This window comes from Micromonospora sp. NPDC049891 (assembly GCF_040660295.1).
Lineage (GTDB): Bacteria > Actinomycetota > Actinomycetes > Mycobacteriales > Micromonosporaceae > Micromonospora.
Genome location: NZ_JBFAML010000011.1, coordinates 128230 through 142207 on the forward strand (window position 1 = coordinate 128230; position 13978 = coordinate 142207).

Here is a 13978-nt window from a genome sequence, read left to right on the forward strand (position 1 = left end):
CCCCCGTATACTTGCCGCGCAGCAAGCATCCGTCCTGGACGGCGGGAGGAGATCGTCGTGACGTTCACCGTCACGCACGTCGATGACGGCGGTGGCGGGCCGGCCCGCCTCCGTCTGGCAGGTGAACTCGACATGAGCAGCGCGCCTCGGCTCAACGCGGTCATCGACCGCCTGACGTCGGGCGGGCAGCGGCGGTTGCTTGTCGATCTGACCGAGCTGACCTTCTGTGACTCGACCGGCATCGCGGTCTTCGTACGCGGCGACAACCGGGTGGCGGCCGAGGGCGGCTGGCTCCGGGTCACCGGCGCGTCGGGCCGGGTGGAACGGGTGCTCACCGTGACCGGCCTGGCCGGGGTGCTGGGGTACGACTGCGACATCGTGGACCCGGCGGTCACCGACCGTCCGGGGATGGGCTAGATTTCCGCCAGCGCGGGGCCGGCAGGTCCCGTCCTGGCCGACCTGAGGCAGGTAGAGATGGGCGCACGTACCCTCGCTCCGGTTCGCATCCTCGTGGTGGACGACGACCCGGGCGATGTGCTCATGATCGAGGAGGCCCTGGCCACCTCAGACGTCGAGAAGGTGATCGACGTGGTCGGCGACGGTCAGGAGGCGATGGAGTTTCTCCGCCGCGAGGGCCGGCACAGCGACGCGCAGCGGCCGGACGTGATCCTGCTCGACCTCAACATGCCCCGGATGGACGGGCGCCAGGTGCTGGGCGAGGTGAAGAGCGACGAGGATCTGCGGACGATTCCGATCGTCGTGCTGACCACCTCGAACGCGGACACCGACATCATCAGCAGCTACACGCTGCAGGCCAACGCCTACGTCACCAAGCCGATCGACCTGGACGACTTCAACGACGTGGTGCACCGCATCGACGAGTTCTTCGGTCGAGTGGTCGTGCTGCCCAAGCGGGCCTGACCCGCCGTACCCGGCGGGCCCGACCCGACGGCCCGCATCCGCCTCAGGTCAGTGCCGCCACGATCGTGGCGGCCCGCTCCTCGTGCTGGGCGTAGGCGTAGGGGAAGGCGGAGATCTGTACGGCCTGGGCGGCCAGGGTCAGGCTCATCTGCTGCCATCCGGGCACCTCCAGCAGCGCCTCGTAGAACGCGCGGGCCGCGTAGGCCGGCCGCATCAGGTCCCGTACGCTGCCCCAGCCGCTGCTGGGCCGCTGCTGGAACAGTCCGACGGAGTCGTGGTCCCAGCCGATGGCCTGGTGCGGGTAGTTCTGCGACTCTGGCAGCACACCGCTGGCGTAGTTGAGCAGAGTGCTTTCCTGCATCGCGGTGGCGACAGCGATCACCAGCCCCTGACGGGGGATCTTCATGTCGACGCCGACGTCGACGATCGCCTTGGCGTTGTCCATCTGTGCCTGGGTGAGCCCGGCGACGGGTCGGGGACGCGGTGGCTTGGTGGGGGCCTTCTTCTTCGTCGCCTTCGGCTTGGGGGTGGACGACGGTTTCGCGGTCGGCGAGGCGGTCGGGCTGGCGCTGGGCGGGGCGGGCGTGGGACTGCGGTCGAGGGAGCGGGAGGCGGCTTCCTCCTGGGCGGCGAGCGCGCGGTCGATGAGCGCCTCGGTCACCGGGGGCGGAGGTGCCTCGTCGTCGTGCCTGGCGGCCACCACAGCGGTGGCGCCGAGGCAGCAGGTCACGCCGGTGGCCAGGGCCACCCGGACGGGGGTGGAGGCGAGCACCGCGCGGACACCGCGGCGCGGCGACGGCACGGCGCGATGCCGCCCCATCAACCTTTCGGGTGATGTCTCGTCGGCCGAAAGGGTCGCCGGTTGCCCGGGGGTCAGCTTCTGGTCGATGTCGTCGTCGGGATGCACCCGCCGAGGCTAGAAAGTCAATGGCCGCCTGCCATCGGCCTGGTTGGTGGCATGCGTCACAATTCGCGGCTATCCGCCCGGTGATTCTCCGCGTAAGCCAACACCAAGGATTAATTACGCCTGTACGTCATGGAGTAAATGCCGGAAATGACAGCATAAAACCGGGCGAAAAGCGAATCTTGTCGGCGTCGATCGGCAGCGTCGGCCACCTCCCCCGAACGGACGAGGCCCAGGTCGACCGACAGTGCAGGTGGCTGGGGCGGTCGGGCCATCCCGATGCCCCCGGCGGCCTCGCCGCCCGGGGGAGAGCCCGGCACAGCTGCCGGCCGGCTCGCCTCACCAGCGGATCAGTGTCGGCCGTTATCCGCCGGAGTCACGGTGAGCCGGTGTCGACCGCCGTCCTCGCTGGAGAACGGCCACAACCGGTCGGCGTGCTCGACCAGTTCGGCGAGTTGCTGTCGACTGAGCCCGACCGACGAGATCGAGGCGTGCACGTCGGCCCGGTAACGGCCGTCGTCGTCGCGTCCGAGTTTCGCCTCCGCGCGTACCTGCACGGTGTGCGCCTCGTCGGTGATGTCGCCGGCCGCCTCCACCGCCGCGTGGTGCAGGCAGGACGCGAACGCGGCGGCCAGCAGCTGCGACGGGGTCAGCCCGGTGCAGTGCGGCGCCAGCGGCGAGGCGAGGGCGGTGGACAGCACCTCGTCGTCGGTGTGGATGTGACCGCCCTCGGCGGTCGCGGCGGCAACCTCGTTCAGCCAGGAACTCGGCATCGCGTTCCTCCCGTCACTCCCCGCCCGGCTACCCGGGGTCGGTCGGGTGAAACCGGGAATCCTCAGCCGTGCCGACTCCACTGGGCGACGGCGGCGGCCTCGGTGACCTCGGTCGCCGCGCGCTCCGTCCAGGGGCTCACCGCAGGTGGCCGCTGCCGGGGCATCAGTGGCTCATGCATCGGCACGTACACCCGGGCGTCCACCGCCTCGGCCAGCAGCAGCGCGGCCACCAGGCTGCTCGGCCGCCGGGTCGGGTCGTCGGCGAGGCAGCGCCGGCACAGGTCGGCCACCTCGGCGGGCAGTCCGGGCAACTCGGGCAGGGGCCGCGGTGCCCGGCGCCCCTCCCGGCCGAGCAACTGGCTGACGCTGTCCGCCGGGTACGGCAGGCGCCCCGCGAGGCAGTAATGGAGCAGGACCCCGAGGGCGTAGATGTCGGCCGCCGGGGTCGCCGGGGCCCGGTGCAGCTGCTCCGGCGCCAGGTACGCGGGCGTACCGACGACGACGCCGTCCGGCGCGGTGTCGGCGGCGCCGGCCGGTGCGGCGATACCGAAGTCGAGCACCTTCACCCCGGACGGGGTGAGCATCACGTTTGCCGGCTTGATGTCGCGGTGCACGATGCCGTGGGCGTGTGCGGCGGCCAGCGCGGCGCTCACCTCCGCACAGACGCGCACCGCGATCCGCCAGTCCAGCGGGCCGGCCCGCAGGTGCGCGGCGAGGGTCTGCCCCTCGGCCAGCTCCATCACGATGTACGGCAGTTCACCGCCCACCCCGGTGTCGCAGGTGCCGAAGTCGTGCACGCTTGCCACGTTCGGATGGACCAGCCGGGCCGCGGAACGGGCCTCGCCCCGGATCCGCTCCACCGACGCCGTTCCGTCCGGTTGACCCGGCGAGACCAGCTTCACCGCGACCGACCGGTCCAGCACGGTGTCGTGCGCCCGCCACACCTCGGACATCCCGCCGATGCCGATGCGCTGTTCGAGCCGGTAGCGACCGTCCAGCGTACGCATCGACCGCCCCCTACCCTCGTGGTGCTCCGCCGCGGCGCGCGAGGCCGTGGCCTCGGCACGGTACCCCACCCCCGATCAGGGCAAACCCGCCTCCGACGGCGGCTGGTGCGTTACCGTGCGAGCCGGGACGCCCGACGCGCCGGGCGGGCTGGAGGCGGAACGTGATGAGTGAGGTGACCGTGCGTTTCGTCGGCGGTCCGGCCAACGACCTGGTCCGGTCCTTGCCGGCCGGCCCGGACGGCACGCCACCACGGCTGTGGGTGCTGCGCCGGCCGCAGGAGGCCCTCACGCCGGCAGCGGACCATCTCTACGTGCGGCAACGACCCGACGGGTCGGGGACCTGGTCGATGCGCTTCGTCCGGACCGACCCGGTAGGCGTCACCGAGTGACCCGGTGCCGACCCCGCCCGGCCGTCACCGCACAGGTGGCACACAGCAACCGCACAAGCGGAACCCAGTACCCGGCACCACCATGGGAACCATGATGACCGATGGGGAGGTCGCGCCGGCCCGGGTGGAGCTGCGCCGGCCGGACGGTGAGCCGGTCCGGGTGCTGGTCGTCGACGACGAGCCGACGCTTACCGACCTGCTGTCCATGGCGCTGCGCTACGAGGGCTGGCAGGTCCGCACGGCGGGCGACGGGATGGCCGCGGTGCGCACGGCCCGGCAGTTCCGACCCGACGCGGTGGTCCTCGACGTGATGCTGCCCGACCTGGACGGCTTCCAGGTGCTGCGCAGGCTGCGGGCGGACAACGACACCGTGCCGGTGCTCTTCCTGACCGCCCGGGACGCGGTCGAGGAGCGCGTCGCCGGGCTGACCGTCGGCGGCGACGACTACGTGACCAAGCCGTTCAGCCTGGAGGAGGTCATCGCCCGGCTGCGCGCCCTGCTGCGCCGCTCCGGCTTCGCGGTGGCCACCCGACCGGACGCGGTGCTCACCGTCGGCGACCTCACCCTCGACGAGGACAGCCACGAGGTACGCCGGGACGGCCGGCTGATCACCCTCACCGCCACCGAGTTCGAGCTGCTGCGGTACCTGATGCGCAATCCCCGCCGGGTGCTCAGCAAGGCACAGATTCTCGACCGGGTCTGGAACTACGACTTCGGCGGCCAGGCCAACGTCGTCGAGCTGTACATCTCGTACCTGCGGAAGAAGATCGACGCCGGCCGCCAGCCGATGATCCACACGTTGCGCGGGGCCGGGTACCTGCTCAAGCCGGCGGAGTGACAGGGGTGCGCCGGTGGCTGGCCGGCTGGTCACTGCGGACCCGCCTGGTGCTCACCCTGGTTGCGCTGCTCGCCGCGGTCAGCCTGGCCATCGGCGCTCTCACCACCGTGGCGCTCCGCCAGTTCCTGATCTCCCGGGTGGACGAGCAGTTGCGCTTCACCCCCGGGGGACGGCCCAGCGCCCCGTGGGAACCCGGCCCCGGCACCGGCCCCTGGGGCGATGTGCGGGTGCCGCGCGGCTTCCCGCCCGGCACGATCAGCGCGCAGGTCGTCGACGGCCGGGTCACCGAGGCGTGGACACTTGTCGGCCGGCAGGAACAGTCGGTGCCGGTCGACGAGGTCGGCGCGCTGGCCGAGGTGCCCACCGACGGTCGGGCACACAGCCTGAGCCTGGGGAAGCGGGGCGGCTACCGGGCGGTGGCCCGGCAGTCGCCGACCGGGACCGTGCGGGTGCTCAGTGTGCCGCTGGCCGACGTGCAGGAGACCGTCTGGGCGCTGGTGGCCGCGCAGACCGGGGTCACCGTGGCCGGCCTGCTCGTCGCCGGCACCGCCGGGGCGCTCATCGTCCGCGCCACGCTGCGTCCGCTGCGCCGGGTCGCCGGCACCGCCGCCCGGGTCAGCGAGCTACCGCTCGACCGGGGCGAGGTGGCGCTCTCCGAACGGGTTCCGACCGCCGACACCGACCCGCGCACCGAGGTCGGGCAGGTCGGCTCCGCGCTCAACCGGATGCTCGGTCACGTCGCCGCCGCGCTCGCCGCCCGGCAGGCCAGCGAGACCCGGGTACGCCAGTTCGTCGCCGACGCCAGCCACGAACTGCGGACGCCCCTCGCGGCGATCCGCGGCTACGCCGAGGTGGCGCGCCGGGGCCACGACCGGGTACCGCCCGACGTGGCCCACGCGCTGCGCCGGGTCGAATCGGAGAGCACCCGGATGACCAGCCTCGTCGACGACCTGCTGCTGCTGGCCCGGCTGGACTCCGGCCGACCCCTCGCGGTCGAACCGGTCGACCTCACCGCGCTGGTCGTGGACGCCGTCAGCGACGCGCACGTGGCCGGCCCCGAGCACCGCTGGCAGCTCGACCTGCCCGAAGCGGTGATCCGGGTGCCCGGCGACTCCGCGCGGCTGCACCAGGTGCTGGCCAACCTGCTGGCCAACGCCCGGGTGCACACCCCGCCGGGCAGCACCGTCACCACCAGCCTGCGCCGCGCCGGCGACGCCGCCGAACTCAGCGTCACCGACGACGGCCCCGGGGTACCGGCCGAGCTGCGGCCCGAGGTGTTCGAACGGTTCGCCCGCGGGGACAGCTCCCGGTCCCGCGCCCATGGCAGCACCGGCCTCGGCCTGGCCATCGTCGCCGCCGTGGTGGAGGCGCACCACGGCACCGTGGCCCTCGACTCCCGGCCGGGCCGCACCGTGTTCACCGTCCGGCTGCCCAACTCCACAGCCGACGCATAGGCGACGCACGGAGCCGGACCAGCTACCCGGCCGAGGCTGGCCGGCATGGACAGAACAGACACCCGGTCCGCCGCGCCGACGGTGGTCGACCGCACCGACGCACCGCTGGCAGGCGGCCCCGCTCCGGCCTGGGTACGCCCGGCCCTGGCCCTGCTGTTGCTGGCCACCGGGCTGCTCTACCTGTGGGGACTTGGCGCGTCCGGCTGGGCCAACTCCTACTACGCGGCCGCCGCGCAGGCCGGTTCGCAGGACTGGACGGCCTTCTTCTACGGCTCGTCGGACGCGGCCAACTCGATCACCGTCGACAAGACGCCCGCCTCGCTGTGGCTGATGGCGTTCTCCGTACGCCTGTTCGGCCTCAACAGTTGGGCGCTGCTCGCGCCGCAGGCTCTCTGCGGGGTGGCCACCGTCGGCCTGCTGTACGCCACCGTGCGCCGCTGGTACGGGCCGGTCGCCGGCCTGATCGCCGGCGTGGTGCTCGCCGTGACCCCGGTCGCCACCCTGATGTTCCGGTTCAACAACCCGGACGCGTTGCTGGTGCTGCTGCTGGTCGCCGCCGCGTACGCCACGGTCCGTGCCGTGGAGACGGCGAGCAGTCGATGGTTGTTGCTGGCCGGCGCCCTGGTCGGCCTCGGCTTCCTGACCAAGATGCTTCAGGCGTTCCTGGTGCTGCCGGTCCTCGCGGCGGTGTACCTGGTCGCCGCGCCGACCACACCGGGCCGCCGGATCCGCCAGGTGCTGATCGCCGGGCTGGGCGTGGTGGTGGTCGCCGGTTGGTGGGTGGCGGTGGTCGAGCTGGTGCCCGCCGAGCACCGCCCCTACATCGGCGGATCGCAGTCCAACAGCGTGCTGGAGCTGACCCTCGGCTACAACGGCCTGGGTCGGATCACCGGCGGCGAGGTGGGCAGCGTCGGCGGTGGCGGTGGACCGGGCGGTGGTGGGCCGTTCGCCGGGCAGGCCGGCCCGCTGCGGATGTTCGGCACCCAGGTCGGCGGGCAGATCTCCTGGCTGCTGCCGGCCGCGCTGATCCTGCTCGTCGCCGCACTGGTGCTGGCCGGCCGGGCGGCGCGTACCGACCGGGCGCGGGCGGGGCTGCTGCTCTGGGGCGGCTGGCTGCTGGTCACCGGCGTGATCTTCAGTTACATGTCCGGCATCTTCCATGAGTACTACACGGTGGCGCTGGCGCCGGCGGTCGGCGCGCTTGTCGGCATCGGCACCACGCTGCTCTGGCAGGCCCGCACCACCGCCTCCCGGGGACGCCGGCTCGCGGCCACCCTGGTCCTCGCCGGCACCGTCGCCGGCACCGCGGCGTGGTCGGCGACGCTGCTGGGCCGTACGCCCGACTGGTATCCGTGGCTGCGTACCACAGTGCTTGTCGGCGGGGTGGTCGCGGTGTCGGCGCTGCTGCTGTCCCATCGGCTGGCCCGGCGCGCGGTCGTCCCGGCGCTGCTGGTCAGCGCGGCGGTGGCGCTGGCCGGTCCGGCCGCGTACGCGATGCAGACCGTGGCGACCCCGCACACCGGCGCCATTCCGACCGCGGGCCCCGGGGTGCGCGGCGGTTTCGGGCCGGGCGGGGGCGGGCGTTTCGCCGACGGCCCTGGCACCGACCGTGCCGGCGGACGGTTCGACGGCGGCGGACGGTTCGGCGCGGATCGGGACGGTGCCTCCGGAGTGTCCGGCCCGCCCGGTACCGACCAGGCCGACAACCGGTCACCCGGCACCGGCGACGGCAGCGACCGGCCGTCCGGTGTCGGCGACGGCAGCGACCGGACCGGTGGTGGCCCGGGGGCCGGCCGGACCGGCGGCTTCCCCGGCGGCCCGGGGTCCGGTGGTCCGGTGTCCGGCGGCCCGGGAACGGCCGGCGCGAACCGTGGTGCCGGCATGGGCGGGCTGCTCGACTCCCGGGAGCCGAGCGCAGAGCTGCGGGAGCTGCTGGAACGCGACAGCGAGGAGCACACCTGGATCGCGGCCACCGTCGGCTCCAACAACGCCTCCGGCTACCAGCTGGCCACCCGACGACCGGTGATGGCGGTGGGCGGCTTCAACGGCAGCGACCCGTCGCCCACCCTCGAACAGTTTCAGCGGTACGTGGCGGAGGGCAGGATCGGCTGGTTCATCGGCGGGGGCGGCTTCCGGGGCACCAACGGCGGCAGTTCCGCCTCTTCGGAGATCGCCGCCTGGGTCGCGGAGAACTTCCCGACCCGGACCGTCGACGGGGTCACCCTCTACGACCTGAGCAGCGGAAAGCGCGGGTGACCGGAATGATCACCTCGGTCGGGTCCCGGGCCGCCGTACGCGCCCGGCCCAACTCGTCGGACCCCGTGCTGGACGTCGTCGTTCCGGTGCACAACGAAGAGGCCGACCTCGGACCCTCTGTCCGGCGGCTGCACGCGCACCTCGGCGCCCACTTTCCGTACCCGTTCCGGATCACCATCGCCGACAACGCCAGCGTCGACGGCACCCTGGCGGTCGCCGAGGCGCTCACCGCCGAACTCCCCGAGGTGCAGGTGCGGCACCTGGCGGCGAAGGGTCGGGGCCGGGCGTTGCGGGCCGCCTGGTCGGCGTCGGACGCGCCGGTGCTGGCGTACATGGACGTGGACCTGTCCACCGATCTCGCGGCGCTGCTGCCGCTGGTGGCACCACTGATCTCGGGTCACTCCGACGTGGCTATCGGCACCCGGCTGGCGCGTACCGCCCGGGTGGTGCGCGGTACCCGGCGGGAGGTCATCTCCAGGGCGTACAACCTGCTGCTGCGGGGCACGCTGGCCGTCCGGTTCTCCGACGCCCAGTGCGGGTTCAAGGCGATCCGCGCGGACGTGGCCCGCGAGCTGCTGCCTCTGGTGCGGGACACCGGTTGGTTCTTCGACACCGAGCTGCTGGTGTTGGCGCAGCGGGCCGGGCTCCGTATCCACGAGGTGCCGGTCGACTGGATCGACGATCCGGACAGCCGGGTGGACGTGGTGGCCACCGCCGTGGCGGACCTGCGCGGCATCGGTCGTCTCGGCCGAGCCCTGCTGACCGGTGCGCTGCCCCTGGCCGAGCTGCGCAGGCAGCTCGGTCGGGCTCCGCTGGCGGCACCGCCGGAGCTGGTGCCCGCCGGGCTGCCCCGGCAACTGTTCCGGTTCGCCGCCGTGGGAGTGGCCAGCACCTGCGCGTACCTGCTGCTGTTCACGCTGGCCCGGGGTGCACTCGGCGCCCAGCCGGCGAACCTGCTGGCGTTGCTGCTCACCGCAGTCGTCAACACCGCCGCCAACCGCCGGTTCACCTTCGGCATCGCCGATCGCCGGAACGTGACCCGGCACCACGTCCAGGGGCTGCTGGCGTTCGTACTCGGGCTGGCACTCACCAGCGGGTCACTGGCCGCGCTGCACGCGGTCGCCGACCCGGCCCGGACGGTCGAGCTGACCGTGCTGGTGGTGGCCAACCTCGCCGCCACCGTGCTGCGTTTCGTCCTGCTCCGCCTCACCATGCACCACCACCGCTGACAGCGGACCGTGCCTCCCCGCCCACCCCCGTCGCGTTGATCATGAGGTTAGCGGCACTTTTGGAGATCGAACTTGCCGCTAACCTCATGATCAACTCGTCGGGGGTGGGCGGGAGGGGGTGCGGGCGGGCGGGGTGGGGGCTTGAGGGAAACGGACGGGGGAAGTGTGGCGATGTGGCCGACAGGTGGCAGGGAGCAGCGTACGGTGGCATAAGTCCGGCCAAGCCGCTCAAATCCGAAATGTGAGCAACAGCGCTTGATGTCGGTGTCGTGACGGCAGAGGGAAGGAGCGGTCGGTGAACCACCTGGCCTACCTGGACGCGGGATCCGGCAGCCTGATCGTGCAGGCGGTGGTCGGCGGTATCGCCGGGGTCGCGGTGGCGGCCAAGCTCTACTGGCGCAGACTCGTCAGCCGGTTCCGTCGCCAGCCCACCGACCAGAGCTGATCCGACGCGATGGTGATTCCAGACCTGGGCCGGTCGACCCGACCGGCCCCGCTCGACGTCGACCCCCGACCGGAGCCCGGCTCCTTCCGGGACCCGGCCAACCGGGTGTTCCGCGCCGGCGACGACGTGCTGCGCGCGCTCGACCGGACCGCCGCCGCCGAGTGGCGTGCCCTCGCCGCCAGCACCTTCTTCCCACCGCTGCTCGCCGCCGGCAAGGTCTGTGGCACCGAGGAACTGCCGGCGGAGTCGCCGTTGCGGGACCTGCCGACGGGCTCGGCCCCGTCGGGCTGGGCGACGGTGCTGCGGCACGAGCGCGTCCCGTTCGTCTCGCACCCGTACGAGTGGTCCTTCGCCATGCTGCGCGACGCCGCGCTGCTGCACCTGGAGATCCTCCGGGCCGCCCTGCCGGCGGGCTTCACCACGAAGGACGGCTCGGCGTACAACCTCCAGTGGCGTGGTACCGAGCCGGTCTTCATCGACGTCGGGTCCTTCACCCCGCTGCGTGACGGCGAACCCTGGGCCGGGTACCGGCAGTTCTGCCAGACGCTGCTCTATCCGCTGATGCTCGGCGCCCACCTGGGGTTGGCGTTCCAGCCCTGGCTGCGGGCCCAGGTCGACGGCATCGAGCCGGAGCAGATGGGCCCGTTGTTCCGGGGCACCCGCCGACTGCTGCCCGGGGTGCTCACCCACGTCCACCTGCACGGCTCCGTGCAGCGCCGCAGCGCCGCCACCAGCACCGCCGACGTGCGCGCCCAGTTGCGCGACGCCGGCTACACCCGTGAGCTGGCCCTGGCCACCGCGCGTGGGCTGGAGAAGCTCGTCCGCCGCCTGGACCATCAGCCGCCGTCCACGCACTGGGTCGACTATCAGCACACCTGCGGCTACTCCGGCGACGACCGGGCGGGCAAGGAGCGCTTCGTGGCCGCCGCACTGACCGTCGCCGGCCGCCGCCGGCTGGTGCTCGACCTGGGCGCCAACGACGGACGGTACGCCCGCCTCGCCGCCCGGCACGCCGACTACGTGGTCGCCGTCGAGCAGGACCCGGCGGTGGTCGACCGGCTGTACCGCACCCTGCGGGGAGAGGGCGAGCGGCATGTGCTGCCGCTGGTGATGGACCTGGCGGACCCGTCTCCCGGTGGTGGCTGGCGCGGGATCGAGCGGGCCTCGTTCGCCGCCCGGGCCGAGGCGGACACGGTGCTCGCCCTGGCTCTGGTGCACCACCTGGCGATCGGCCGCAACGTGCCGTTGCCGGAGGTGGTGGCGTGCCTCGCCGGGTTCGCCGCGCCCGGCGGCCGGCTGGTGGTCGAGTTCGTCCACCCGGACGACCCGATGGCCGCCCGACTGCTGGCCAACAAGCCCGACGGCATCTTCCCCGACTACCGGCGGGACGCCTTCGAGGCGCTGCTCGCCGGCCACGGCACCGTCGAGGACCGGCTGGAGTTGCCCTCGGGCACCCGCACCCTGTACCGGGTGGCCGTTCCGTGACCGACCGTCCCACCACCGAGGCCGACGTGAGCGGTCCCGGTGCCGCGACCGGCGACGATCCGGCGCCGGAGGGTTCCGCACCCACCGGTACGACCGGGGAGACGGGCCGCCGCAGCCGATGGTGGTGGGGTTGGGGCGGCTGGCGGGCCGAAGGCCGTCGGCTGCTGGAAATCACCGCACTGGTCGGGCTGGTGATCACCCAGCCGCTGCTGGACATTCTCGGCCGCAGCCCGGACTTCTTCCTGTTCCACCGGGCCGACCGGGGCGAGATCCTGCTGCTGGTGGCCCTGGTCGCGGTGGTGCCGACGGTGGCTCTCGGGCTGCTGGGCCTGTTTGCCGGCCTGGCCGGAGCCGCGGTGCGCACGGTGACCCACAGCCTGCTGCTCGGGCTGCTGGTCGCCGCGCTGGCGGTGCAGGTGGGCCGGCACACCACGCCGCTGCGGGGCGTACCGCTGCTGCTGGTGGCGCTGGCGGCCGGCGCCGCCGCAGCCGTCGCCCACCGGCGCTGGACGGTGCTCGGCCGGGTGCTGCGACTGGCGGCCGTCGGTCCGCCGCTCTTCGTCGGGCTGTTCCTGTTCGCCTCGCCGACCGGGCCGGTGGTGCTGCCGCTCGGCGAGGGCGGCGTGGCAGGCACGGCGACCGGCAACCGGCACCCGCCGGTGGTCATGCTGATCCTCGACGAGCTTCCGCTTGTCTCCCTGCTCGACACCGCCGGTGAGGTCGACGCGAACCGGTTCCCGCACTTCGCCGAGCTGGCCGCCGCCTCGACCTGGTACCGCAACGCGACAGGAGTCAGCGGATGGACGCCGTACGCGCTGCCGGCGATGTTGACCGGCCGCTACCCGGCGGAGTCGTTCGCGCCGCACTACTCGCACTACCCGGACAACCTCTTCACCGCCTTCGGCGGGTTGTACGACATCCGCGCCGAGGAGAGCATCACCCGGCTCTGCCCACCGAGCCGCTGTGAGCAGCCGGTCACCCCGGAACAGGGGATCGGCGTGCTGGTGCGGGAGACGGGCGGGCTGCTGCGTCAGGTCACCGCGCCGCACGACAGTCGGATCGACCCGGAGGACTCCTATCGCGAGCGCACCGCCGAGGAGGCCGGCATCGACGCCGCCGAGCCGGTGCCGACCGACCCGAAGTTCCGATGGGACAGCCTCAACGTCAACCAGCCGGCCCGGTTCACCAGCTTCCTCAACGGTCTGACCCCGTCGTCGCGACCGACCCTGCACTTCCTGCACCTGCTGATGCCCCACTCACCGTGGGCGTTCCTGCCCTCCGGGGCGCGGTACGAGGCCCCGGAGGATTTCCCCAACGAGGGTGACGGCTGGGTGGACCTGGCCCGCGCCCGGCATCTCGCCCAGCTCGGCTACACCGACCGGCTGATCGGCGAGACGATGCGTACCCTGCGCGCCAGCGGACTCTGGGACGAGGCGCTCGTGGTGGTCACCGCCGATCACGGCGTCAGTTTCACGAAGGGTGTTCAGGGGCGCGGCGAGGACGCGATCCGAGCCGCCGCCGACGAGGTGGCCTGGGTGCCGCTGTTCGTCAAGACACCCGGCCAGCGCAGTGGGCAGATCGACGACCGCAACTGGGAGCACGTCGACCTGTTGCCGACCGTCGCCGACGAGGCCGCCATCCGGCTGCCCTGGCGGGTCGACGGTCGTTCCGCCCGCCAGGCACCCCGCACCGACGCGGGCAAGGTCTTCTACGACCGGCCGTCGCAACCGATGCCGATCAGCGGCGGAGTACCGTCCGCGCCGCCACCGGCGGCCCCGCATCGGCTGCTCGGCACCGCCGTGGGCGCGATGCCGACCGGGGGCACCGCCCGGGTCGGTGGACTGGACGCCTTCCGCGCCGTCGATCCCGACGAGGGTGTGCTGCCCGGCATGATCTGGGGCACCGTCGATGACGACGTCGCCGATGGCACCGAACTGGCGGTGGCCGTCAACGGCACCGTCGCGGCGGTGGTCCCGGTGGTCGCTCCGGATCCGGGCGGCCGGCGCTTCGCGGCGCTGCTCGCCGACGACCGGCTCTTCCAGGCCGGCGCCAACCGCCTCGACCTCTACCTGGTCGGCCACGACGGCGGGCTGCGCCAGCTGTCGATCTCCTGACCGGTCGGGCCCGTCCGTCCGGCCAGGGCGTTCCGGTCCCCGATCACGGTCCCGTTCGCCCGCCTGGTTGCACGCTACGTATGCCTTTCGTGCCCGTCCGTCCCGGTCGTCGGGGTTTCCCCGCGCTCCGGTCGGGAATCGGGTGACGCATGCCTCACCGCCG

Annotated in this window: 13 protein-coding genes; 10 read left to right on the forward strand and 3 right to left on the reverse strand. The window is 73.0% G+C overall.

The window, feature by feature from the left end; all coding sequences use genetic code 11:
• Positions 1–57: 57 nt before the first annotated feature.
• Positions 58–417 (forward strand): STAS domain-containing protein, encoded by a 360-nt coding sequence (locus AB0I71_RS16820; protein ID WP_357585487.1) that lies wholly within the window; start codon positions 58–60, stop codon positions 415–417.
• 57 nt (positions 418–474) lie between these two features.
• Positions 475–921, forward strand: coding sequence for a response regulator (locus AB0I71_RS16825; RefSeq protein WP_357585489.1), 447 nt, complete (start codon positions 475–477; stop codon positions 919–921).
• Between the two features lie 43 nt (positions 922–964).
• Here the strand turns inward: AB0I71_RS16825 and AB0I71_RS16830 are convergent, their stop codons facing one another.
• From AB0I71_RS16830 to AB0I71_RS16840, 3 genes are all read right to left on the reverse strand, one after another.
• The gene (locus AB0I71_RS16830; protein ID WP_357585491.1) at positions 965–1828 is read right to left on the reverse strand and encodes a hypothetical protein; all 864 of its coding nucleotides are present in this window, start codon (positions 1826–1828) and stop codon (positions 965–967) included.
• Between the two features lie 347 nt (positions 1829–2175).
• Positions 2176–2598 (reverse strand): OsmC family protein, encoded by a 423-nt coding sequence (locus tag AB0I71_RS16835; protein ID WP_357585493.1) that lies wholly within the window; start codon positions 2596–2598, stop codon positions 2176–2178.
• Positions 2599–2660: 62 nt separating this feature from the next.
• Positions 2661–3605 (reverse strand): serine/threonine-protein kinase, encoded by a 945-nt coding sequence (locus AB0I71_RS16840; protein WP_357585495.1) that lies wholly within the window; start codon positions 3603–3605, stop codon positions 2661–2663.
• 164 nt (positions 3606–3769) lie between these two features.
• On the opposite strand from AB0I71_RS16840, the gene AB0I71_RS16845 reads away from it, so the two are divergent.
• From AB0I71_RS16845 to AB0I71_RS16880, 8 genes are all read left to right on the forward strand, one after another.
• The gene (locus AB0I71_RS16845; protein ID WP_357585497.1) at positions 3770–3994 is read left to right on the forward strand and encodes a hypothetical protein; all 225 of its coding nucleotides are present in this window, start codon (positions 3770–3772) and stop codon (positions 3992–3994) included.
• 91 nt (positions 3995–4085) lie between these two features.
• A complete protein-coding gene (locus tag AB0I71_RS16850) occupies positions 4086–4832 on the forward strand; it encodes a response regulator transcription factor (protein WP_357585499.1) in 747 nt (248 codons plus the stop codon).
• A gap of 17 nt (positions 4833–4849) precedes the next feature.
• The gene (locus AB0I71_RS16855) at positions 4850–6286 is read left to right on the forward strand and encodes a HAMP domain-containing sensor histidine kinase (RefSeq protein ID WP_357585611.1); all 1437 of its coding nucleotides are present in this window, start codon (positions 4850–4852) and stop codon (positions 6284–6286) included.
• A 45-nt stretch (positions 6287–6331) separates the two neighbouring features.
• Complete coding sequence (locus tag AB0I71_RS16860; RefSeq protein ID WP_357585501.1) at positions 6332–8542, forward strand: glycosyltransferase family 39 protein; 2211 nt, start codon at positions 6332–6334, stop codon at positions 8540–8542.
• A gap of 5 nt (positions 8543–8547) precedes the next feature.
• Positions 8548–9771, forward strand: a complete 1224-nt coding sequence (locus AB0I71_RS16865) for a bifunctional glycosyltransferase family 2/GtrA family protein (RefSeq protein WP_357585613.1) — start codon at positions 8548–8550, stop codon at positions 9769–9771.
• Positions 9772–10066: 295 nt separating this feature from the next.
• Complete coding sequence (locus tag AB0I71_RS16870) at positions 10067–10216, forward strand: hypothetical protein (RefSeq protein ID WP_155220336.1); 150 nt, start codon at positions 10067–10069, stop codon at positions 10214–10216.
• A 9-nt stretch (positions 10217–10225) separates the two neighbouring features.
• Positions 10226–11701 carry a class I SAM-dependent methyltransferase gene (locus AB0I71_RS16875; RefSeq protein WP_357585503.1) on the forward strand — a complete coding sequence of 492 codons (1476 nt, stop codon included), beginning with the start codon at positions 10226–10228 and terminating at the stop codon, positions 11699–11701.
• Positions 11698–13815, forward strand: a complete 2118-nt coding sequence (locus AB0I71_RS16880) for a sulfatase-like hydrolase/transferase (RefSeq protein ID WP_357585505.1) — start codon at positions 11698–11700, stop codon at positions 13813–13815. Before AB0I71_RS16875 ends, AB0I71_RS16880 begins: the two co-directional genes overlap by 4 nt.
• Positions 13816–13978 lie beyond the last annotated feature (163 nt).